This window comes from Protofrankia sp. BMG5.30, from assembly GCF_001983005.1.
GTDB classification, from domain to species: domain Bacteria; phylum Actinomycetota; class Actinomycetes; order Frankiales; family Frankiaceae; genus Protofrankia; species Protofrankia coriariae.
In genome coordinates this window covers 73,693-96,799 of record NZ_MOME01000029.1, presented here as the reverse complement: position 1 = coordinate 96,799, position 23,107 = coordinate 73,693, and the positions used below count along the sequence as shown (strand labels likewise).

Sequence of the window (23,107 nt, the reverse complement as noted above, 5' to 3'; positions counted from 1 at the left end):
CACGTCGACGGTCRCCCGGCAGAGCCTCTGTCCGTCCGGGCGGGAAGGCCGGGATGAAGGCGTTGGGGTCACGGGCCGTGTCCTCGACTGTGTCACCGGGTCAGGCGTCGGTAGAGGCGCTGGTCACGGCGGTRCCGAGGGATGCCGTGGACGGCGGCCGGTCGACGGCTATGTCTCGTGGACGATCCGGGTGAGCGTGTCCACGGTGGTGCGCGGAGGTGCGCTGGCTATTGCCAGGCGGGACATGACCTGCAGGTACCGGTCGACCTCGTGGGCTTGTCGAGGAAAAGGGCTCCGGTGAGCTGCTCGAGGTACACCACGTCGGTCTGGTCCGTCGCGGGTGACTCCGGTCCTGGGAAGCGGAGGATGGTGAACGCTCCGCATTCGGCCACGTGAGCGCCGAGCGCGAACGGCATGATCTGGATCGTGATGTTCGGCCAGGCGGACAGGGCAATCAGATGTTCAAGCTGGGCACGCATACCGCCGGCCCGCCGATCGACCGCCACAGCACCGCCTCGTCGAGTACGACCCAGAGCTGGGGCGGGTTCGGCCGCGACAGGAGCTGTTGCCGGCTTGCCCGGACCGCGGCCCGTCGCTCCACGACATCTGGCGCCAGCTGGCGGCCGCCGGCCATGATGACCGCCCGGGCGTAGTCGGGCGTCTGTAGCAGCCCGGAACAAACTGGACCTCATAGCTGCGAAGCAGTCGCAGGTCGACATCTCGTACCAGGGCAGCCCGGACCGGTTCGTCGCCGCTGACGGCAAGATCGTGCAGCAGGCCTTCGTCACCAACGAGGTCTACCATCTCGAGCACGACGTGCGAGCGTGGCACAAGCCCGTCAGATACCTGCTCGTCGACGCCTACCCCATCTACCAGTCCGCCCTGGCCATCCGCGCGGACAAGCTCGCGGCCAGCCGCGCCTGTCTGGCCGCGCTCGCTCCGCTGTTCCAACGGGCGCAGCGCGACTACATCACCGGCCCCGGCCCCACCAACCAGTTCCTCGACAAGTCGGTCTCCCTCAGCTGAAGGCTGTTCCGTAACTCGGTTGGACGTGGTGCGGCTGCCTGGGCAGGGCCCGGGCAGCCGGCCGGTGCCGCTGTTCGCGCTGGTCGCCGTCGCCGGAACGTGGCTCATCACCGGCCGGCACCGAGCCGGGCCCCGGCAGCCAGCGCGTTCTTCCAGGGGTTCTCCTGACCGGCACCGTGTCGCTCCAGCCGCCGCGGCCGCAGGGCTTCTTCACAGGAGCGCGGCGGCGAGGGCCTGCCAGGCCTGCCGGGGCGGGCGGCCGCCGCGGGTGGCCAGGTCGATGTCCGGTGCGAGGACCTGCACGGCCACGTGGTCCGCGCCGGCGTCGTGATGTTCGGCGACGCGCTTCGCGATCTGCTCGGGGGTGCCCCAGGCGACGAGGGCGTCGACGAGCCGGTCGCTGCCGCTGCCCGCGACGTCGTCCTCGGTGAAACCGAGGGCCAGCAGGCTACGCACATAGTTCGGTAGCCGCAGGTAGTAACCGACGCTGGCACGGGCGAGAGCTCTGGCGGCGGACGGGTCGGTCTCCAGGACGACTTTCTGCTCCGGGGCGAGCAGCGGGCCGGCGCCGAGCGTCTCGCGGGCGATCCGGGTGTGCTCGGGGGTGACCAGGTAGGGATGGGCGCCGGCCGACCGCTGCCCCGCCAGGGTGAGCGCCTTCGGACGCAGCGCCGCGAGCACCCGCTGGTCGACGGGCACCGGCTCGGCGGCGTTGTCGAGCGCGTCGAGGTAGCCGGCGAGATAGTCCAACGGGCGGGTGTAGGAGCGTCCCAGCCGCTCCACGATCGGCGCGTGGCTGACGCCCAGCCCGAGCAGGAAGCGGTCCGGGTGGGCCGTTGCCAGCCGGTGGAAGCCCGCGGCCAGCTCCGCCGCGTCGACCGTCCACACGTTGACGATCCCGGTGGCCACTACCAGCCGGTTCGTGGCGGCGAGCAGTTTCTCGGGCAGGTTCAGGTCGGGTGCGGCGGCGCCGAGCCACAGGGCTCCGTAGCCTGCGGCGTCGATCTCCGCCGCGGCCTCGTGGGCGTCGTCGGCCTCCCAGATGTACGACGGGGACCAGATGCCCACCCGGCCCAGCGGTATCGCCATGGCAATCTCCCTCATGTGTTCGACGGTGGTCGAATAGATGTCAGTGTACGATACCTGTCGAATATGCAAGGAGTTCGAGAAGACGAACTCGAGGAGACGATGGCCGGTCAGGCGCGACGCGCCCGCACTCTACGTCACACCGATCCGAAGGACRTGCCCCTGCAGGACGCTCTGGAGGCGCTCGCGGACCCGGTCCGCAGGCTGATCCTGCGGACGTTGGCGGGCGAGCCGGAGTTCACCCGGGCCTGCGGCACGTTCGATCTGCCGGTGTCGAAGGCGACTGCCAGCCACCACTTCGCCGTCCTGCGGGCCGCGGGGCTGCTCGAACAGGTCGACCAGGGGCCGCGCCGGCTCAACCGGCTTCGCCGCGCCGAGTTCGACGCCCGTTTCCCGGGCCTGCTCGGCCTTGTGCTCGCCGAGGACGAACAGCCCGGACCAGCGCCGCGTGACGCCCACACCGCTCCGTCCCGGTAGCCTCCGAACACTGGTCGACACCCAGACACTTGTCGACACCCAGGACGAGGGCAACGCCCACGCCTGCTCGCCCCGGTGCCGCTTCGGGCCGACCGGGGCGAACAGGACCGGGTGAACAGGGCCGGGTGAACAGGTCGTGTACGGCGGAGAGGTCCCGCCTGTTTTCTGTTTCGTTCCTGCTGCTTCGTTCCTGCTTTCCTATTTCGCCGCGGTCGGCGTTGCGACCGGTCCGGCCGCGGGGATGCCGGCGGCTGTTCTCGTCCGGAAGAATCCTCCTGGGCCGTCGACGGGGGCCGTTTCACGGTGTCCGGCGGCGGGCGGCAGGAACAGACTGGCGCCCCGGACCGTAGCAGCCGCGAACGCGGTGCTCAGCAGCGACGCCAGCACGACGAGCAGGCGCGAGGTGTCCTCAAGGTGCAGGGCTATGATGACCGGCGCGCCGGCACCGAAATTCGCCATGAAGAATGTGCAGGGAAACACGACGAACAGGCCCAGCAGACCGAGGGGGTTCCGCACCCGCTCACGCAGCAGTGCCGCAAGGACGGCGAAGAGCATCACCTGCGCGGCCTCGAGCACACCGATGACCAGCGGGTAGTCGAAGACACGCAGCTCGTGCGGCCCCCAGTACGTGTAGGCGCCACCGTTGATACCGATCATCTCGAACGTGSAGGACGTCAGCAGTTCAACGCCCGCCCAGGCGAACAGCCCGTTCCGCGTCAGCGTRCCGAGCCGGATCCTCCGGGCGATCGTGAGCGCGGGTGCCGCGTAGAGCACAGCGTAACCGCTGTGGGTCCAGATCGGCTGCGGGATGCCGAAGGCGGTGAAATGCGTGTACATTCCTTCGGTCGAATAGAAGTAGAGCATCAGTCCTTCGTCGTAGAGCGGTTCGGCGAAGGCCGCCACCATGGCGGCGAGGACGATCAGGGTGTAGAAGGGTGTTCTTTCCTTCCGTCCCAGGTGTACCGCGTAACCGAGGAGGACCAGTGTGAGACCCCAGCTGCCGTACGTGAGAACGTCCTGAGTGGTCAGGTCAAGTTGATGGTCAACAGGTGCTGTCGGCATGACTTCCCCATTCGTGCCGCGACGGAAGAAAGGCTGTGACGACTGACGGACAACGATTTTCCAGATCTTTCTCATGTCGAGAACTGACAGCGCGGGCAGGCCGACCACGCGACATCGCGAATTGTCGCGGCGCGCCGTCTGCTCCGGATCCGGTACTTCATGTTCGCCCGTCACCCGCGGCGGGTCATCTTCCCTGTTGGTGGTATTCCTACCCAGCGGTGGTAGACGCGGGGGGTGCGGCCAGGGACGCTCAGTCCTGGACGACGCCGTGGTAGGCCGCGATCGCCTGGGAGCGGTTGACGGCGCCGAGCTTTGCGAGGATGTGCTTGACGTGGGTCTTGACCGTGCCGACGGTGATGACGAGCTGTTCGGCGATCTCCTGGTTGCTGGCGCCGCCCGCGATGAGCGCGAGTACCTCGCGTTCACGGGCCGTCAGCTCGTCGAGGCCGCCTTCGCTGCGGAACACCGATGACGCCGTCCGGGCGACGGGAGTGTCGTCGTCGGGAGCCGTGACGAGTTCGATCTCGGCCTCGGTGAGCTCCTCCAGCGCGGCGCCGACGACGGCCAGCGTCTGACGTACCCGGTCGCGCTGGAGACGCAGGCGCTCCACGAGCACCGAGCGCTCGTAGAGATGACCGAATCCCTCACTGAAAGCCCACAACACGTCACGATCGGTCTCGTCGCAGGTATGCCCGCCGCTGCCGTGGTCGGCGTGCAGGAAACCGACGACACGCCCCGCGGGAGTGATCGGTGCCACCACATATGACGTCGCCTCGCCCGCCCGGATGATCGGATGYACCCGCGGGTCCGCGGTGTTCGTCACCAGGCCTGGCCGGCGTTCGCTCAGCAGCTCCGCTTCCAGGACGAGATCGTCCAACGGGATCTCGCGCTGGACCCACTCGGCGAACCACGGCTCGTCCCGTATCATTTTGTTGACCTTCCACGGCCGCCAGACGCCGTCCTCAACGCGCGAGAGCAGCACCCGCGCAAAGCCGCAGTTCGCCGCGATCTCCTCACATACGCGGTCCTCCAGCGCCTTCGAGCTGATCACCGTGCGCAGCAGGCTGAGCCCTCGTTCGCAGCGGGCGATGCGTCGCGCTCGCGATGCCATCCGCGTTTCGGCCTGCTCGACGGCCAGGTCCTGTAGATCGCAGACCAGCCGGGCCAGCGCCGCGGTCGACTCGGCGTCGGGCGCACCCGACAGAAGAYGTTCGGCACAGGCCGCGCTCAGCGCGTCCGCCGCGTCCACCGCGTCCGCGCGGCCACGCTCCGGCTCGACACCCAGCAGCCGTACGGCACGCTCGAACAGGTCCGTGGCCCGCCCGCTCACGTCGCTCGTGGCCGGGGCGTCACAACTGGGCTTCATGAACGAATTCACGACTGGGACATTGCAATCTTGAGATATCGCGACACCGCTTCCGCGCGGTTGGCCGAACGTAGCTTGCGCAACACGCTCCTGACGTGAGACTTGACCGTGTCCTCGCTGAGCACCAGCCGGTCGGCGATCTCGCTGTTGCGCGCGCCGGTGACCATGAGTTCGACGATCCTCCGTTCGCGGGCGGTCAGCAGGCTCGCCACCGGGTCGTCGGCAGCGGCCACGGGCCGGAAGATGTCGGCGGCGCGGGAGGCGACGGCGCCGAGCTCCCGGTCACTGCGGGCGAGCAGGATCTCGTCCTCGGCGAGCTGCCGCAACTGCCGTTCGGCCAGCTCGAAAGCCTCCCGGGCCTGGGCCCGCTGCTGGGCGAGCCTCTCCAGCAGCACCGTGCGCTCGAACAGCAGGCCAAAGCCCTGGGCGAACGTCCACAGATTGTCACGATCCAGTGTTGTCAGCTCGCGGCGCGACCCGTAGCAGTCGGCCTGCAGGAAACCGATCACCCGGCCGGCCGGCATCACCGGCGAGGCCACGTATCCCACGCTGTCCGACACGGCCATCAGCTCCTTGTTGGTCCGCGGGTCATCGGCCGCGATCACCTCGGCGGTGCGCCTGCGGATCAGCTCCGTCTCCAGGACGCCGGGTCCCAGCGGAATCCACGTCCCACGCAGATACACCTCCGTCGCCCGCRACACGCTCGGATCCAGCCCCGGTGCCAGCCATACCGCTTCGGCACGCCACGTCGACCCCCGACGCCGCGAGATCACCGCCCGGTCGAAGTCGCAGCACGACCCGAGCTCGGCCGCCGCCGCGGGCAGTAGCTCGGCGACGGTCTCACAGGCCCGCAGCTTGGCCAGCCCGCGATGGATCCGGGCCACCGCCGCGAACCGCACCGACACCGCATGCTCGCGCAGTTCTCCCCGCAACCGTCTGAGCTCGACCAGACCCAGGCACAGCTCACCTGCCGTCCGGGCGTCGGGCGCGGGACGGGCGCACAGCACGGCACGGATCTCGGCACCGGCCGCCGCGAGCGCCTGCGCCAGTTCCGACGACTCACCGGCGTCCTCCACCGCCGGGCCCTCCAGCACCGCACGCACCCGTTCCGCCAGCTCACCGACCCGGTCGAGTAGTAATTCTCGATCGACAGCCACCGGACAATCATGCTGGTCGATCGCATTACACGGAAGTGAAAGAAACAAAACACGACCCATCCGGTTGGACACCGAGCGGACCGTCAGGGCGTCTTCTCCGCCGCATGTTTCGATGGCTTTCCGGTGGCGCTGGTGCGCCACCGGGGTGCCGGGCGGTGGGCAGCGAGCGAGCCCCGAAGGTGATCGTCAGGAGATGGGAGGCAGGAGATCCTGGAGAAGTTTCTCGACACGGGCCCGGATCTCGTCCCGGATCAGGCGGACGGCGTCGATGCCCTGGCCGGCGGGGTCGTCGAGCTTCCAGTCCTCATACCGCTTCCCGGGGAAGACCGGGCAGGCGTCCCCGCAACCCATGGTGACCACCACGTCGGAGGCTTCCACCGCCTCCGACGTGAGGACTTTGGGCGTCTGGGCGCCGAGGTCGATCCCGACCTCGGCCATGGCCGCCACCGCGACCGGATTGACCCRTTCGGCCGGCAGCGACCCGGCCGAACGCACGTTGACGGCGCCGCCAGACAGCCGGGTCAGCCAGCCGGCGGCCATCTGGGACCGCCCGGCATTGTGGACGCAGACGAACAGCACCGAGGGCTTCCCGGACATACGTCGGATCCTTTCTTCGCGTCTTCACGATGAGATGCCACGGACCAGCCCCGGCGCCGTGCTGCTGGACGTCCGACCATCGGACGTCGTGGCGTCCGACGCGACGTCCCTGGACGCGGTAGTGGGCTGATTGCGGGGCGACAGCACCCGCGCGGCGGGGCCGGGAGCGGTCGGGGGTGGCGGGTAGAACAGGCGCGCCAGCCCGTAGCCGATCATGCCGCCGATGGCCTGCATGCCGACGAACGCCGGGACGGAGGTCGGGGCGATCCCGGCGAAGGTGTCGGAGAACATCCGCCCGACGCTGATCGCCGGGTTCGCGAAGCTGGTCGAACTGGTGAACCAGTAGGCCGCGCCGATGTAGGCACCGACCGCCGCCGGGGCTCGGTCGCCTCGACCGGACCGCGTCAGCGCGAAGATCAGCAGGATGAGGCCGGCGGTCGCGACGACTTCGGCGAGCAGATGCGCGCCGGACGCCCGGTGCCGCGTCGAGATCGACACTGCCGGCTCTTCGAACATCAGATTCGCCAGCACCGCCCCGCCCACGCAGCCGGTGACCTGGGCGGGAACGTAGGCCGCGGCGTCCCGCCACGGCAGCCCGCCGAACGCGGCGTCCACCCCCGAGACCACCGGGTTGAAATGCCCTCCGGAGACCGGCCCGACCATCAGGATGATCGCGAACAGGCCGGCGGCGGTCGCCGCGGCGTTCTCCACCAGCTGCAGCCCGGTCTGTCCCGGGCTGAGCTGTGTCGCGGCAATCCCCGAACCGATCACCAGGGCGGCCAGCAGCATGCTGCCGACCGCCTCGGCGGCCAGCCGGCGCGCCAGCGGCGGTAGGCCCGGCCGTACCTGTGCCATCAGCGGCCTGCGTGACCAGCACGACCTGCGGTGGCGAGCGGAACGGCCGCACCGGTGTCCGCCGTCGGGGCGCAGTCACCGCCTGGCCCGCACGCGCACGCCGAAGCCGGCCCGCCGCCCGGTTCCACCGTCCGCAGTGCCGGCCCAACCCCGATAGCGGCGTCGGTCCTGTCAGGGACGTCGGCGAGCACCGTGTAGATCTCCCACGGGGCGCCGTCCGGATCGTCGACCCAGACCTTGTCCTGCACCGCGTAGCAGCAGGTGCTGTTCTCCTCGGTCGCCGTGTCCAGCCCGGCCCCGGCCAGCCGCGTGGTTGCCGCGGTCACCTCCTCGGAGGTGGCGACCTCGACGCCGAGATGGTTGAGCGCGCCGGCCACCCCGGCGCCCCGGGCCCGTGGGTTCTCGATCAGCACCAGCTTCAGTGGCGGCACGTCGATCGCGAAGTTCGCGTATCCCGGCCGGCGCTTCGCCGGGCCGGCCCCGAACAGCTTCGTGTAGAAGTCGACCGCCGCGTCCACGTCGGAGGCGTTCAGCGCCAGTTGCACCCTGGGAATCATGATCACAACCTCTCATCGCATCGATGACCATCAATGTCTTCCGTCAAACGCGACGATGCCCCCACACATAGACGGCTGTCAATAGGTAAGGCATGCTGAAGCGCATGGCGACCGCACCCCTGCCCACCCCGCTTCCCGCGCGCGCCGCCCCCACGGGCCCCGGCACGCGCGCGGATTCCGACGCGTCCGGCCTCGCCGGCCTCCCCGTGGCCTGCTGCACCCCGCTGACCAGGGCGCCGCTGTCCGCCGAGGAAGCGGAGCGACTCGTCACGGTCCTCAGGGCGATCGCCGTGCCCGCCCGGCTGCGACTCCTGTCGATGATCTATGCTCGTGAGAACGGCGAGGCCTGCGTCTGCGAGCTCACCGAGCCCCTCGGCCTGAGCCAGCCCACCGTCAGCCACCATCTGAAGGTCCTGGTGGACGCCGGGCTGATCACTCGGGACAAACGCGGCGTCTGGGCGTACTACCGGGCCGTGCCCGACGCCCTGGCTGCCCTGGCCACCGTCTTCGCGCCCCCGCGGTAGCCGCCTGACGGCGCGGGGAAACCACAGTACGAAGCGGGTTCCGGTCCGGACCGCTCGGGCGACCTCATGATCAAGTACCCGTGRGAGTCACCGATCACTACTGGCAGCGCCTGAAACCCTCCGGGCTGTAGCAGGGCAGGTGCCCATGGGTCTTCATGACGTCCTGACCGCTGCCCCTTGTCAGATAGTTCAGAAAGCTGGAGGTGAGAGAACCAGCGGGTGGGCTACCGTAGGTGTAGGCGTACTCGATCTCCGTGAAGGGATAGGAGCTGTCGCCGATACTCTCGATCGACGGCGCCTGACCGTTGATRCGCAGGGCATGCAGGTTCCTGGACGCGATGGCAGCCTGCAGTTCGCTGTAGCCGATGGCGCCCGGGAGCCTGGCCACGGTTCTCAGCACCCGCTCGGTGCTGTCGAGTTCACAGCGGACGACCCTGTCCTGCGGGGAATTCCTGTGCTCGCAGTCCAGCGAGGTCAGGGCTGGTTCACCGAACCCGTCGAGGATGTGCCGCCGGAACAGGTCGCGGGTGCCGGAGTTGGYGTCCCTGCTCACGAGCAGGACCGGGAGGTCGGGGCCGCCGACCTGGTTCCAGTTGAGAATGTCGCCCCGGTAGATTCTTTGTATCTGGTTGATCGTCAGACCTCCGATCGACACCTGGTCGTTCACCACCAGGGCGAAGGCGGAGACCGTGACGCGCTCCCCTGTCATCTGCGGATAGCCGTCCGGCTTTGAACCGTCGTAAATGGAGATCACGGCTGGTGACCCGCTCGTGGACCTGTCACCGGCGTCCACCAGTTCCTGTATGCCCTCGTTGCTGCCGCGTGAGTTCACCGTGATCTCTGAATCCGGGCAGTCGGACTCGTACTTCTCGGCGATTTCCCGTACGACCGGCGCGAAGGCCGTCGAACCGATGACGGTGAGCTTTCCGGTGGCGCAGCCGATGGGAGGCGGCACGTTCCGGCGGACGACAATGATGACTGCCAACGCCGTGACACAGAGGGTGAGCAGGACGGTGATCCAGCGGGCGGGTCTGCTGAACAGGGGTGGGGTGTCGTCCACCGTCGTGCTGCGGTTGGGCATCACGGCGCCGTCCCGGATCCCGCCGCTGACCCGGACGACGCAACCGACGCGGCCGCCGGTGAGCAGCACGAGCAGCTTGTAGTGCTGGCCGCGGTTGAGCGGGACACGGGGCAGGTAGATCGTGCTGTCGCCGTGCCGCATGGCCCCCGGTGCGGCGAAGTGGTCCATCAGATGCTCGGCGTCGGGCTGGGTGACAGCTACACCTCTGACGATGCGCTCGGTGAAGACAGCGGTGAGGCCGTTGCTGGTGTAGTCGGTGTCGGTGATGCCCTGCGCACCGTCGTTTTCGATGCGCAGGAGAACGAGGGTGGCATCCGACATGTCGGGGAGGTCGTTGAACAGGCCGAGCCGTATGTTCGCCTGGCCCTGCCCGCCGCGGTTGTCGCTACCGATGGGAGTGTCCATCTGCACGCGGTAGCCGATGCGCCGGTGACGGGGCACCCTGCGCTCGTACCAGACCACGGCGAAGGATGCCGCGATACCGAGCACTGCGGTGAGTACGGCCACGACACTCTCAGCGCTCAACCAACCCAYGTTTCGCCCCGTCCTCAAATGCACGATTGGACCGATATGATGATTCAGCGACCGTATGGGGTTCTGGTCKGGGTCGGCGCGCTCCGTGCTGTCCGACCGTCAGGTATTCGCCATGAATTCACCTCGGCCAGCCGCGCGTTCACCTCCGTCGGTCGCACGTTCATCTCGACCGGGAGACGGGCTGCCGGTACGACGCGGCCGACAGCGGACCATCCCCCGCGAGCCGTCACTCAACCGCGGGCGCACACAGTGGTCCGGGGACGTCGGCCCGAGGGACCGCTGCCGCCCGAACCGGGATTCAGATCACCTTATGTTCCTGCCGCCGGGTTCCTGGTCGGTGAGCCGCTGCCGGATGCAGGCGAGGAGCTCGTCGGTGTCGACCGGCTTGGTCACGTAGTCGTCGGCGCCGGCGGCAAGGCACTTCTGCCGGTCGCCCGGCATGGCCTTCGCGGTGACGGCAATAATCGGCAGCGCGCCGAAGCGGGGCATTTCCCGGATTGCCGCCATCGTGGCGTAACCGTCCATTTCCGGCATCATCACGTCCACGAGAACGAGCTCGATGCCGTCGGTGGCGAGCAGGATGTCGATGCCTATACGCCCGTCGGGCGCGTGAATCACGTTCAGGCCGTAGAGCTCGAGGATGCTGGTGATGGCGAACACGTTCCGGACGTCGTCGTCGATCACAAGAATCCTACGGCTGCGGAGCACGTCGTCCGTGGTGGCATGTGCTGGGACGCCGTTGTCGCCGGGTGTGGGCGCGGATACCAGCGCGGCCGCGGACACCTGTGAGCCGGACGAGCCAGAGGAGCCGGACGAGCCGGGCGGCAGTGGCAGGGCCGCGGGTGTCGGCGGGCCGGAAATGGCTGGCTGCGTGGCGCCACGGGCCTGTTCACCGATCGCCTCGGGCGAGGACAGCGGCAGGTAGAGGGTGAAGGTGCTGCCCTGCCCGAACTCGCTCCGGGCACGGATCACACCGCCGAGCAGAGCCGCGACCTCGCGTGCGATGGACAGTCCCAGGCCGGTCCCGCCGAACCTGCGGCTGGTGCTGCCGTCGCCCTGCTGAAAGGCCCCGAAAAGCCGGTCCAGATTCTCCTCGGCGATACCGATACCCGTGTCGGTCACCGCGAACGCGACGGCCGGGCGCCGTTCGTCGTCGAGCACACGGCCACTGACCACCCGTATCCGAAGTTCCACCCCGCCCCGCTGGGTGAACTTGACCGCGTTGGACAGCAGGTTACGCAGCACCTGCAACAGACGGTGCTGATCACTGACCAGCGCGTCCGGCACGTCGGGGGCGACGTCGACGGTGAACCGCAGGCCCTTCTCCTCGATGACCGGACARAAGATGGCCCGGACGTCGTCGAGGAGCGCGCCGAGCGCGAAACGCTCCAGGTGAATGTCAATCTTGCCGGCCTCGACCTTCGACAGATCGAGGATGTCGTTGATGAGCTGCAGGAGATCGGAGCCGGCGGAGTGGATGACGTTGGCGTACTCGACCTCCTTCGGGCTGAGGTTGTTCGCCGGGTTCTGCGCCAGCAGCCGCGCCAGGATGAGCAGGCTGTTCAACGGCGTGCGCAGCTCATGGGACATGTTGGCGAGAAACTCCGACTTGTACCTGGACGACAGGCCGAGCTGCCGGGCCCGTTCCTCGATTTCCTGTCGGGCCTGCTMGATCTCGAAGTTCTTGACTTCGATGTCGYGGTTCTGGCGAGCCAGCAGAGCCGCCTTCTCCGCCAGTTCGGCGTTGGAACGCTGCAGCTCGTCCTGCCGGCTCTGAAGTTCTTCGGAGCGTGCCCGCAACTCGGCGGCGAGACGTTGCGACTCCGCCAGCAGCGAGTCGGTACGCGAGTTGGCGACAATAATGTTGATATTGACACCGATGATGTCCATCAGCCGGTCCAGAAAATCCCGGTGCACCTGCGTGAAGGGGGTGAAGGAGGCGAGCTCGATGACGCCCAACACATGATCCTCGAAGAGGACGGGCAGCACGATCAGATTGACCGGTTCGGCGTGGCCGAGACCGGACGAGATCTTCACATAGTGCACCGGTGTCCGGTCGATGAAAATCGACTTCTTGGTTCTGGCCACCTGCCCGACCAGGGACTGTCCCAGGTCGAACTCGCGCGGCACGTCGGGGTGGGCCTGGTACCCGAAGCTGGCGATCAGGCGCAGCGCGGGCGCGGGTGTGTCCGCACCGGATCCGGCCAGGAAGAACGTGCCGTACTGGGCGCCGACCAGCGGCGTGAGCTCGTCCATGACCAGTTCCGTGACGGTGTTGAGATCGCGGTGTTTCTGCATCAGGCCGGATATGCGGGCCAGGTTGGTCTTCAGCCAGTCCTGTTCCTGGTTGGCGCGCGTGGTCTCGTACAGCGACCGCACCATCGCGTTGATGTTGTCCTTGAGTTCGGCGACCTCCCCCCGTGCCTCCACCGAGACGGACCCGGTAAGGTCACCGGCCGCGACCGCGCTGGTCACCGCGGCGATCGCGCGCACCTGACGGGTGAGGTTGCCGGCGAGTTCGTTGACATTCTCCGTCAGCCGCTTCCACGTCCCCGAGACGCCCTCGACCTCGGCCTGCCCGCCGAGCATCCCCTCGGTGCCGACCTCGCGGGCGACCCGGGTGACCTCCGCGGCAAAGGACGACAGCTGGTCGACCATCGTGTTGATGGTGGTCTTGAGCTCCAGGAYCTCCCCGCGGGCATCGACGTCGATCTTCTTCGACAGGTCGCCCCGGGCCACGGCGGTGGTGACCTGGGCGATGTTGCGAACCTGGCTGGTCAGGTTGTTGGCCATCGAGTTGACGTTGTCGGTGAGGTCCCGCCAGGTGCCGGAGACGCCCCGCGCGACAGCCTGCCCGCCGAGGTTGCCCTGTGTCCCCACCTCGCCCGCCACCCGGATGACCTCGTCGGCGAACGAGGACAGCCGGTCGACCATCGTGTTGATGGTCTCCTTGAGCTCCAGGATCTCCCCGCGCGCGTCCACCCGGATCTTCTGGGTCAGGTCGCCCTTGGCCACCGAGGTGGTGACCTCGGCGATGGAGCGGACCTGGACGGTGAGGTTGGCCGCCATGACGTTGACGGACTCGGTGAGGTCCTTCCAGGTGCCCGAGACACCTTTGACGTCGGCCTGCCCGCCCAGTCGTCCCTCGGTGCCGACCTCCCGGGCCACCCGGGTGACCTCACCGGCGAACGACGACAACTGGTCGACCATCGTGTTGATGGTGTTCTTCAGCTCCAGGATCTCCCCCCGCGCGTCCACGGTGATCTTCTGGGAGAGATCGCCGCGGGCCACCGCCGCAGCCACCTGGGAGATGGAACGGACCTGGCCGGTGAGGTTGCCGGCCATGAAGTTCACCGAGTCGGTGAGGTCCCGCCACGTTCCGCCCACCCCGGGGAACGCCTGCCCGCCCAGCCGCCCTTCGGTGCCGACCTCCCGGGCCACCCGGGTGACCTCACCGGCGAACGACGACAACTGGTCGACCATCGTGTTGATGGTGTTCTTCAGCTCCAGGACCTCGCCGTGCGCCTCCACGGTGATCTTCCGTGACAGATCGCCGCGGGCCACCGCCGCAGCCACCTGGGAGATGTCACGGACCTGGCTGCCCAGGCTCCCCACCGCCATGTTGGTCGACTCGATGAGCTCCCGCCAGGCACCGGGCGCGTCCGGTACCCGGAGGTGACGGCCGAGTCTGCCCTCTATGCCGACCTCCCGGGCCGCTCCCGCCACCTCGGACGCGATCGCGGAAAGCTGGTCGGTCATGCCGTTGAACACGTCGGCGATCTCGTTCATGAGTGGGTCGTCGCCGTAGGGCAGACGCACGCGGAAGTCCCCGCCACGCACCGCCGTCAGACCGGCGAGAAGCTGGCGCAGCGCGGGCTCGTCCCGCCCTCCCGTCGTTGCCCCCTCCGACTTCACCCGCTCCGACTTTGTAGCCTCACCCACCGGTACACCCCGCTCGTCGGCCGCCGACCCCGAACAGCCGGCCGGTCCCCGTGCTCCACGGTAGAGAGTTGGACGATTCGCAAACCAGGGTGAAACGGACAACGCACTCGACCCAGTTTTCTGATGTCCTAGGGTTTTCTCGAACGGTCTCGGAATCGTGGCCCGTAACCGACGCGGACAGATACCGACCAGCCACCGAACACGCATMGAACAGGTGCTGGGCAGGCAGCAGGCAGGCACCGAACAGGCACCGTCGCGTCGTCATCGGCCCACGGCGCCAGAGCCGGGGAGAACCACGGAACAGAAGCAACGAAGAACGGGAGAACAGCGGACCGCGGGGGCTTCGTCCGCCCGGTGGTGTCCGTGCGAGGATGTCCATGTTGGGGGGCCGCAGTCCGCATGCCGGCGGCACCCGAGCCAGTGAGGGACGTACGTGGTGGGAACACAGCGGCCGACCGGCCCGGCCGGCGACGACCAGGTGGCGCGTCTGACCGCACTGATCGTCCGCCAGCAGGGCGAACTTGAGGCGGTGCGGGCGCAGGCCGCCACCGAAGCCCTGGTGGATCTCGCGATCGGTGTCCTGACCGAGCGCCTGCGCTGCTCCCCCGGTGAGGCTGCCAGGCAGCTCACCCACCTGGCGGCCCGGTCCGGGATGCCCCTGGCAGAGCTCGCCGCCGACGTGGTCGGCCARCCGGCGGGCGACGCGCTCGTGCGGGGCTCGGCACAGCCGCCCCGCCACCAGCCGGCGCAACTGGCCGACGCCCCGGCACCACGGGCCGTGGACGGATCCCGGATCGCCGCGGCGACGCTGGAGGAGGCCCTCGCCCCGCTGGGAGCCGTGGCCGTGGCGCTGTGGATGACCGAACCGGACGGCGCGCTGGAGCTCGTCGGCGAGGCGGGGCTCAGCGCCCTGGAGGCAAGCCGCTGGCAGCGCCTCCCGCCGCAGATGGACTGCCCTGCCCAGCGGGTCGTTCAGGACGGCTGCCCCCGGTGGTGGCCGGCAGCCCAGCACCTGCCGCGCCCGCTCCCGCTGGTCGGGCCTTGGCGCGGCGCCCGGGCGGTGCTGCCGCTGACCGACGCCGGGGCGCTGCTGGGAGCGATGGAGATCTGCTGGCCGCAGCCTCTCGAGGAGTTCGCTCCCGCGCTGCGCCACCAGCTGCTCACGCTGGCCGGGATCTGCGCCAGCAGCCTCGGGGTCCAGGGGGAACGCACCTGGGGACGCCACGGCTCGTGGCTGCCCGCCCTGCTGGACTCCCTGCTGCGCTCCGCCCTCGTCGCCCACGCCGTCCGTGACCAGGACGGGCGGATCGTCGACTTCCAGATCGACCACGTCAGCGACGGGTTCGTCGACCCGGCCGGCCGCGGTCCCCGGGATCTCGTCGGCCGCCGGCTGTCCCACGTCCATCCGCTGATGACGGTCCCGGACGGACTGTTCGAGCATGCTGTGGACGTGCTGCGCACCGGTCAGCCGTATCAGGCCGACAGCCTGCCCGTCCACGTCATCGTCGGTGACCGGATCGTCGCGACGGAGATGGACGTGCGTATCGGCCGGCTCTTCGACGGCATCGCGCTGACCTGGCGGCGGGCCGACGACAGCAACGGGCTGACCACCATCCTCCAGCACGCCCAGCGGCTCGGTGAGCTCGGCGGCTGGCAGCAGGACGTGCTCACCGGTGACGTGCGCTGGACCGACCACACCTTCACGCTGTTCCGGCTGATGCCGGGCGCGCCGGAAGCGCCCATCTCCCTGCAGGGACTGGACGCCCACGTCCATGCCGACGATCTCGATGCTGTCCGCCGTTTCCGTGACGTGCTGTTCAACCAGGTGCGGCCGGCCGCCACGACGTTCCGGCTCCTGCGGGCCGACGGTGCGATCCGGCAGATACGCGCGTTCGCCGAACCCGTCACGGACGCCGCTGGCACCCTGGTCGCCGTCCGCGGCACATACCAGGATCTTTCGACTCTTTACCACACCCAGGTCGCCCTCGCCGCCACCCGCGACCAGCTCGCCGACACCGAACAGCGGGCCGACGACCAGCAGCGTCTGGCCATCCAGCTGCAACGGGCCATCACGCCGTTCTCGGCCGATCCGGTCGAGACCGCCGGGTTCGACATCGCCGTCCGCTACCGACCGGCCAACCAGGACCATCTGGTCGGCGGTGACTGGTATGACGCGGTCGTCCTGCCCTCTGGGGAGGTCCTTCTTACCGTCGGTGACATCGCCGGGCACGGGATCAGGGCTGTCACCGGCATGGTCACGTTACGCAACAGCCTGCGTGGCCTTGCCATGACCGGGGCGGGGCCGGCCCAGCTGCTGCGCTGGCTCAACGACGTCGCCTACCACCTCACCGACGACGTCACCGGAACCGCCGTCTGCGGTCTGTACGACCCGGCCACCCGCGTGCTGCGCTGGGCATGCGCCGGGCACCTGCCGCCCGTCCTGGTCCGCGACGGCGACGCCGGCACGCTCCCGCTGCCGGCCGGAGTCCTCCTCGGGGCGGACCCACACAGCGCCTACGAGGAGACCGCCACCGCACTGCGGCCCGGCGACGGCATCCTGCTGTTCACCGACGGGCTCATCGAACGGCGCGGGAGCGCCCTCGACGAGGCGCTGGACACCCTCGTCCTGGTAGCCGGCCGGCCGATCGCCGACCTCCAGCGGTATGCCGACCACCTCCTGCGCCACACCACCCCCGACACCGACGACGACACCTGCCTGATCGCCGTCCATCTGCGCTGACCCCGCGCCGGCAGGTACCACCGCCGGAAAACGCCGGACCAGACACCCTGGCCGCCGAGCCGCCACCGCGAATCGCGAATCGCGAATCGTCCGCGGGGACGGCGGCCACCGCCTCCCGGGTATTAGCAGCCCCACGCGACGAAAAAACAAACAGATAGTTACCGCCGCCTGAACAAACAGTACGCCACGGCTGGCGACCCACTATAAAACGACGTTCGATCATGCGCCGGGGGTAACAATGGCACCCTGCTCGCGTCGGGGGGCGCGGACGCGACGATCCACATCTGGGACGCTGGCACCGGCGCCGTGCGGACGGTCCTGCCGATCGACGCGGGCGAGGTGCGTTCGGTGGCGTTCAGCCCGGACGGCACCCTGCTGGCCACCGGCGCGGGCCCGGGCGTACGGCTCCGGGATGTCGTCTCCGGTAACCAGATCGGCAGCTTCGCCGGCCATGCCCGGGCCGTCGGGCCGCTGGCCTTCAGCCCGAACGGCGGCCTTCTCGCGACGGCCGACCGCGCCCGCATCCGCCTGTGGGACGTCGCGCCCACCGCGCCCACCGCGCCCACCGCGCAGATCGCGCAGATCGCGCGGACCGGCGTGGCCGGCGACAGCCCGCCGGCTGTGTCCATCGTCGCCGCCGGCTCCACCGCGGCGCGCGGCGGCATCCTGTCCATGGCGTTCAGCCCGGACGGAGCCCTGCTCGCGTCGGCGTGCGACGACGGGTCGGTATGGCTGTACGAGCCGGCCACCGGACGAACATCAGCGCGCCTGACCGGACATGTCGGTGCCGTGCGCACGGTGGCCTTCGACCCGGACGGCAGGCTGCTCGCGTCCACCGGCGCGGACGGATCGACACGGCTGTGGGAGGTCCGTTCGTGGCGCCCGATCGCCACCATGATCGACCTTCCCGCGCACGGATGGTGCCTCATCCTGCCGGACGGCGGCTACAAACTGGTCGGGGATCCCGCCGGCGCATTCTCCTGGATCATCCGCGAGTGTGTGTTCGAGCCAGGCGAACTGGACGATTTCCTGCCCGGTGTGCGCAGGCTCCACGACAGCCAGCCGATCCCTCCGCTCGACGGCTACCCCGCGGTTTCCCGAACCGTCCTTGGTATTTCGCTCGCGGCCAGAAACGAGCCGGACGCCAGTGCCCCCCATCCGTCGGAGAAGGACAGGCGCGGATGGCGACGACACCTACCAGGCCACCGCTGAAAACCCGCGCACCCGCCCCGGGCCGGCAGCCAGACGATATTCGTCGACGGCGGGTTCTCGGCAACCTGACCAAGATTGTCTTCTCGCCGGTCACATCAGCTGCCGGCGGAGGCGGGTTGACGCAGCTCCCACAGCCGCACCGTCTTGTCGTTGCTGCCCGTGGCCAAGGTGCGCCCGTCCGCGGAGAACGCCACCGACATCACCCAGTCGCCATGGACGGTCAGGGAGTCGTTGCGCGGATACGGACTGGAAAGATCGGTGACGTTCCACAGTCGGACCGTCCCGTCGAAACTGCCGCTGGCCAGCGTACGGCCGTCCGGAGAGAACGCCACCGACCGCACGGTGGTACTGGAGACCCACAAATGATCACCAACTGGATGCGGATCGGAGCGGTTGGTGACGTCCCACAGCCTTATCGTCCCGTCGTAGCTGCCACTGGCCAGGACATGGCCGTCCGGGGAGAACGCCACCGAGAACACGAACATGGTGTGACCGGCCAGCGGGGCGCCGAACAGGCGCGGGCGGGAACGGTCGGTGACATCCCACAACCGTACCGTCCCGTCTCGGCTGCTGCTGGCCAGGACCCGCTGGTTCGGGGAGAACAGCACCGACAGCACCCAGTGGGTGTGGCCGGTCAGCGGCGGGGAGAGCGGACGGATGCTGATATCAGACGGGTCCCCACTGCGGGTGGCGGCAACAAGAGCCACGGCGCCGGCGAGGAGAAACGCGATGACGGCGATACGGCAGCGAGAAGCGCCACGGTGGCGAGGAACACCGCCGGGACGGCGGTGCGCGGGCGGTACGGCCGATCGATGGTGTGGCCGGACGCGACGCACCCGGCCGGTAGGACGGTCACCCGTCTGCGTAGCCGACGGTACGCTCTGCGATAGCAGACCGTCAGCGGGTGCGTCATCCGCCGAAGGCGAAGGCGCCGTATCGCTGGCCGGAGATGGAGTGTCACTTTTGGTGATAGACGGCAGCGGCGGAGGGGCGGACACGGACGGGCGTTCGGCGGCGGCACGGACGTCGTCGTCGAGATGTAGCACGAGCCCCGAGCGGGCGAGCCAGCCAGCGCCGTAGGCTTCGGCCGCGGCTCGAGCCAGATACAACGCGAAGGCCTGGGCGGACGGCGGGCGGGCCACCGGGTCGTTCGCCAACGCCCACATGATCGCATCCGCTACTCGAACCGGCACGTCTGGTGGCGGCGGTGGGACCTGCTCGAGACGCTGCCGCAGGGTGGACGGGGCCGGGGCGAACGGCGTCACCCCGGTCAGCAACAGATAGAGCAGCACCCCGAGCGCGTAAAGATCGGTGGCCGGCCCCAGCCGGCCCCCCTCGATCTGCTCGGGAGCCATGTACAACGGCGTCCCAGCCACCGCGCTGGCGGTGACCGGCAACCCGCCCACCTGTTTCGCGAGCCCGAAATCGACCACCTTGAGCAGGCCCGTGGTGTCGAACAGAATGTTGTCGGGTTTGATGTCGCGGTGCAGGACCCCCGGGAATGCGCACAGGCCAGGGCCGCGGCGATCGCCAGCCCCACCGCGCAGGCCCCCTCCGGGAGCATCCCCGCCTGGTGACGGCAGGTCAGCGTCCCGCCGGCCAGCATCTCCATGACGAGCAGACGCAGTTCTCCGGTCTCGACATAGTCGTAGACCCGGACCACATGCGGATGATCCAGAGCGGCGAGGATCTGTGCCTCGGCGGTGAATCCCGCCACCGCCCGGCCGTACCCCCCGGCCAGTACCTTGACCGCGGCATCACGCTGCAGGCTGCGGTGCCATGCGGCCAGCACCACCCCGAACGTGCCCGCGCCAAGCTCGTCACCCAACTCGTAGCCGGGAAGCGCCGCTGCCACCCGAGCCCGATCAACAGTCATCGATCCGCAATCATGATGTGGGCGTGACCCCACGCCGACGCCCATCGTGAACCGCCACCGACACCCCGTCCCGTCATCTCGGCACGCCATAATCACATGAGCAACGCCATCATGTGAGTCATGTTCTACATATCACGGCCCCCGCGGGCGAGTGATATGGGACGCACCGCGGTCATCCCGTCGACCGACAGATCTGTCGAGCGGCGCGGAGAATCCGGGACGCCGCCGACCATACCGGGGATGGCGACAAAGCCGGGGCCGCCTGTCACGCGCTCCTGGTTCAGGGCGGCCACCAGGGCAGATAATCTCACCCAACATCAGTTCGGTGCCGCGGACGGCCAGGGGAACGACGTCGATCATCGGATTACCGCGACCAATACACTGGCCAGCCACAGACACCCGATATTCATATGTCTGCAACAAAAGCAGGCGCGCTATCGCGAGAACGACAGGCCCGGAGCCCGGCAGGGCAGGCCGGCACACAGTGCGTTCGGAGAAAAACAAGGAGCGACCCGTACGCCCGGCTGAGCCCTCGGGTGAACATCCAGCGAACGGCGGCGCAAGAACCAGYGACGGAAGGCGGAGCGGCACGACCCCTCCACCGACCATACGTAAATCACTCAGGACGCTCGTCCGACTACCCTCAAGAAACCTGCCGTCGCATACCAGCAGTCATTGAAAAACTACTCTCAGACACCTCGCGTCGAAGTTGCACAGCATTTACCGTCGACGCATTCCAGCGAAGGTCGGAAACGCTGGGGCGACATCTCATCCAACCATGAACCTATCGATTCACAACCTACGGCCACCGACCTGTGCCCGAATGCGTGACCGACATTGACCGCCCATTGACCACCCATTGGCCGCCCAACAGCCACTTCCCGGTCCGGGAATATGGCGTATAACGGCGGTGGACACCTCGGCGGTGTGCCGGAGTTCCAGCGGTGAAGCGTACCCGCGGCTTACCCGATCCAGGCTGTTCGACGAGGTGGACGTCTACCGTGAGCAAGCATCGGCGTGTCCCCAGGAACACTGGCATGCGCCGGCACATGGACGTAGCCGTATCCGGTGAGACCCGCCCACGGGCGCGACCCGCGCCACGCTCACGCCGGGTGCGAATACTCCTGATGCCGGCCGCCACCACCGCGCTTCTCTTTCTGATCAATGGTTCCACAACCATCTCACAAGCCGATTCCCCCGCCGTGCCGCCACCCGGACCGGTCAGGCTGCCGGCCGACGGTGGGGCCTTCCCGATGCCACCGCTCGCCAGCCCGGGCAGCGGCGGCGGCTCCGGCAGGGCGGGCGGTACCACCGCGCCGAGCACGCAGAGTCTGGCCACAGCAGCGGCCGCCGGGGTGGGCGGAGCCGTCACACTCACCGTTGGTGACAAAGGCATACCGGAACGGATACTGGCCGCCTATCGCAGAGCAACCGAACGGATGGCGGCCGGGCGCCCCAACTGCCACCTGACCTGGCCCCTACTGGCCGGAATCGGCAAGGTGGAATCCAGGCACGGCGCCGGCCACGCCATCAGCCCCGCCGGTGCCGTCACCCCGTCGATCATCGGGCTTCCCCTGGACGGCGTGGGCGGACGCGCGCGTGTCACCGACACCGACAACGGCAGGTGGGACGGCGACACAGTGTTCGACCGGGCCGTCGGGCCGATGCAGTTCATCCCGTCCTCCTGGGCGAGCGCCGGCAGCGACGGCAACGGTGACGGCCAGCGCGACCCGAACAACATCGACGACGCAGCCCTCGCCGCCGCCGGCTACCTCTGCGCCTACAACCGCAATCTGAGCGACCCCGCGCAGCTACGGACAGTGATCCTCGCCTACAACCCGTCCGATGACTACGTCCGTGCCGTGCTCGCCTGGATGACCGGTTACGCCGGCAGCGGGGCAACTCCCCTGCCCACCCCGACACCGCCCCCGGCGCATCCCGGCGGCAGCGCACCCGCGGCCCCCGCACCATCCTCACCCGCACCGCCCACATCACCCGCACCGCCCGCGGCGCCCACACCGGCGGGTACGCCCGCCGCGATCACGGTCACCCCACGGCCCGAAGTGGACGCGACGCCCGCCCCGGCACCGTCCGCGAGCTGTCCGACGATCACCATCGTGGCCGATTCACCGGCCGCGGCGCCCGCCGACCTCGACCCGGCTGTCACCGGCTACGACGCCCTCGACATCACCGGCGTCCTGAGCACGGCCGGTATCCCCGCCGGCGGGGCACCGGTCAGCGTCCCGATCGACGCGACGCTGTTCGACAGCCGCGGATACCTGATCACCAGCACTCGCACCGTGGTGATCGCGGACGCCCGTGCCGGCACGCCGGCACGCCGGCAGCTCGCCCGCTTCAGCGGGCATGACATCGGCGAAGCGGGCGCGGCCGGTGCCCTCACCGCCCGTCTCACCCCCGAGCCCGCGAGCATCGGCTGCGCGGCGCAACCGGCCACCGCCTTCGACATCACCGGTCTGAACGCCGCGGACTTCGCCGGCTGGAGCACCAGCCCGGCATCCCTGCGTGACCGGCTGGCGCACTACAACCGGCTGGGCCAGATCGACGCGCCTACCACCGACGCGTTGGACGCGCTGATCCCCGGCGCTGTCACCGGCCCCGGGACGCTCACGCCCTTCCTCGACCGGCTCGCCGACGCCACACCCGTCGAGGTCAGCGACGAAGCACGCGACAGGCTCACAAGCATCGCACAACGCCTGAACAACCCACCAGTGCAGCCCATACCGCCGACGCCCGATCCGACGCCAGCGCCCACGTCCGGTCCGCCGTCCGCACCGGCACCGGCACCGGCGGCGCCACCCCCGGCTCCCGCACCGGCCGGTAGCGCTCCCGCATCCGCGTCGACCCCGGCAGCATCCGAGCCGACCAGGACCTCCCCCACGCCACTCACGGATCTGGGAGGCCAGCTGGGCGGACTACTGACAGTATCCAAATGACAGTATCCAAGCCGCTCTGGACCTCCCCCACGCCACCGCCCACCTCGGCCGCGGCCGCATC

At 69.0% G+C, this 23,107-nt stretch carries 18 protein-coding genes and 2 pseudogenes; 7 read left to right on the top strand and 13 right to left on the bottom strand.

Translation table 11 applies throughout. From position 1 onward, the window contains the following. Window positions 1-227: 227 nt before the first annotated feature. Both BL254_RS27220 and BL254_RS28540 read right to left on the bottom strand, forming a co-directional pair. A complete protein-coding gene (locus tag BL254_RS27220; protein WP_052914733.1) occupies window positions 228-506 on the bottom strand; it encodes a Scr1 family TA system antitoxin-like transcriptional regulator in 279 nt (92 codons plus the stop codon). Beyond that, window positions 455-634, bottom strand: a complete 180-nt coding sequence (locus BL254_RS28540; protein WP_235433626.1) for a Scr1 family TA system antitoxin-like transcriptional regulator — start codon at window positions 632-634, stop codon at window positions 455-457. Before BL254_RS28540 ends, BL254_RS27220 begins: the two co-directional genes overlap by 52 nt. A 134-nt stretch (window positions 635-768) precedes the next feature. Here BL254_RS28540 and BL254_RS16785 point away from each other — a divergent pair, with 134 nt between their 5' ends. Further along, the gene (locus tag BL254_RS16785) at window positions 769-1,026 is read left to right on the top strand and encodes a hypothetical protein (protein WP_052914734.1); all 258 of its coding nucleotides are present in this window, start codon (window positions 769-771) and stop codon (window positions 1,024-1,026) included. Between the two features lie 210 nt (window positions 1,027-1,236). Here BL254_RS16785 and BL254_RS16780 read toward each other — a convergent pair whose 3' ends face one another. After that, entirely contained in the window at window positions 1,237-2,115 is an 879-nt protein-coding gene (locus BL254_RS16780; protein WP_047223872.1) for an LLM class F420-dependent oxidoreductase, read from the bottom strand. Window positions 2,116-2,214: 99 nt separating this feature from the next. Between BL254_RS16780 and BL254_RS16775 the strand changes: the two genes are divergently transcribed. Continuing rightward, window positions 2,215-2,589 (top strand): helix-turn-helix transcriptional regulator, encoded by a 375-nt coding sequence (locus tag BL254_RS16775; RefSeq protein WP_076843978.1) that lies wholly within the window; start codon window positions 2,215-2,217, stop codon window positions 2,587-2,589. Window positions 2,590-2,787: 198 nt separating this feature from the next. Here the strand turns inward: BL254_RS16775 and BL254_RS16770 are convergent, their stop codons facing one another. The 6 genes from BL254_RS16770 to BL254_RS16745 form a co-directional block, all read right to left on the bottom strand. Beyond that, complete coding sequence (locus BL254_RS16770; RefSeq protein WP_139342356.1) at window positions 2,788-3,651, bottom strand: hypothetical protein; 864 nt, start codon at window positions 3,649-3,651, stop codon at window positions 2,788-2,790. Window positions 3,652-3,901: 250 nt separating this feature from the next. Beyond that, entirely contained in the window at window positions 3,902-5,017 is a 1,116-nt protein-coding gene (locus tag BL254_RS29105; RefSeq protein WP_139342355.1) for a LuxR C-terminal-related transcriptional regulator, read from the bottom strand. Between the two features lie 8 nt (window positions 5,018-5,025). After that, complete coding sequence (locus BL254_RS16760) at window positions 5,026-6,174, bottom strand: LuxR C-terminal-related transcriptional regulator (RefSeq protein ID WP_076843972.1); 1,149 nt, start codon at window positions 6,172-6,174, stop codon at window positions 5,026-5,028. 186 nt (window positions 6,175-6,360) lie between these two features. Next, on the bottom strand, window positions 6,361-6,771 hold the full coding sequence (locus tag BL254_RS16755; RefSeq protein WP_076843971.1) for an arsenate reductase ArsC: 411 nt from the start codon (window positions 6,769-6,771) through the stop codon (window positions 6,361-6,363). A gap of 24 nt (window positions 6,772-6,795) precedes the next feature. Beyond that, window positions 6,796-7,626: an MIP/aquaporin family protein gene (locus BL254_RS16750; RefSeq protein WP_076843969.1), complete on the bottom strand. Its 831-nt coding sequence runs from the start codon at window positions 7,624-7,626 to the stop codon at window positions 6,796-6,798. Further along, the gene (locus tag BL254_RS16745) at window positions 7,626-8,180 is read right to left on the bottom strand and encodes an ArsI/CadI family heavy metal resistance metalloenzyme (RefSeq protein WP_047223923.1); all 555 of its coding nucleotides are present in this window, start codon (window positions 8,178-8,180) and stop codon (window positions 7,626-7,628) included. Before BL254_RS16745 ends, BL254_RS16750 begins: the two co-directional genes overlap by 1 nt. 107 nt (window positions 8,181-8,287) lie before the next feature. On the opposite strand from BL254_RS16745, the gene BL254_RS16740 reads away from it, so the two are divergent. Then, window positions 8,288-8,707 carry a helix-turn-helix transcriptional regulator gene (locus BL254_RS16740; RefSeq protein ID WP_235433627.1) on the top strand — a complete coding sequence of 140 codons (420 nt, stop codon included), beginning with the start codon at window positions 8,288-8,290 and terminating at the stop codon, window positions 8,705-8,707. Between the two features lie 97 nt (window positions 8,708-8,804). Here BL254_RS16740 and BL254_RS16735 read toward each other — a convergent pair whose 3' ends face one another. After that, the gene (locus tag BL254_RS16735; RefSeq protein WP_076843994.1) at window positions 8,805-10,322 is read right to left on the bottom strand and encodes a PstS family phosphate ABC transporter substrate-binding protein; all 1,518 of its coding nucleotides are present in this window, start codon (window positions 10,320-10,322) and stop codon (window positions 8,805-8,807) included. Between the two features lie 303 nt (window positions 10,323-10,625). After that, window positions 10,626-14,264 carry a HAMP domain-containing protein gene (locus BL254_RS16730; RefSeq protein WP_076843967.1) on the bottom strand — a complete coding sequence of 1,213 codons (3,639 nt, stop codon included), beginning with the start codon at window positions 14,262-14,264 and terminating at the stop codon, window positions 10,626-10,628. A gap of 436 nt (window positions 14,265-14,700) precedes the next feature. Here BL254_RS16730 and BL254_RS16725 point away from each other — a divergent pair, with 436 nt between their 5' ends. The 3 genes and pseudogenes from BL254_RS16725 to BL254_RS16715 all read left to right on the top strand — a co-directional run bounded on the left by BL254_RS16725 (window position 14,701) and on the right by BL254_RS16715 (window position 18,216). Then, window positions 14,701-17,004, top strand: coding sequence for a SpoIIE family protein phosphatase (locus BL254_RS16725; protein WP_047223876.1), 2,304 nt, complete (start codon window positions 14,701-14,703; stop codon window positions 17,002-17,004). 222 nt (window positions 17,005-17,226) lie between these two features. Beyond that, a pseudogene (locus tag BL254_RS29535) lies at window positions 17,227-17,283 on the top strand (hypothetical protein); the annotation flags it as partial. 27 nt (window positions 17,284-17,310) lie between these two features. Continuing rightward, a complete protein-coding gene (locus BL254_RS16715) occupies window positions 17,311-18,216 on the top strand; it encodes a WD40 repeat domain-containing protein (RefSeq protein ID WP_076843965.1) in 906 nt (301 codons plus the stop codon). 95 nt (window positions 18,217-18,311) lie between these two features. On the opposite strand, the gene BL254_RS29530 is transcribed toward BL254_RS16715, so the two are convergent. After that, entirely contained in the window at window positions 18,312-18,701 is a 390-nt protein-coding gene (locus tag BL254_RS29530; protein WP_371390793.1) for a WD40 repeat domain-containing protein, read from the bottom strand. 99 nt (window positions 18,702-18,800) lie between these two features. Beyond that, window positions 18,801-20,092: pseudogene (locus BL254_RS16710) on the bottom strand (serine/threonine-protein kinase); the annotation flags it as partial. 1,253 nt (window positions 20,093-21,345) lie between these two features. Between BL254_RS16710 and BL254_RS16705 the strand changes: the two are divergent. Continuing rightward, window positions 21,346-23,046, top strand: a complete 1,701-nt coding sequence (locus tag BL254_RS16705; protein ID WP_175648399.1) for a lytic transglycosylase domain-containing protein — start codon at window positions 21,346-21,348, stop codon at window positions 23,044-23,046. The last annotated feature ends 61 nt before the right edge of the window (window positions 23,047-23,107 follow it).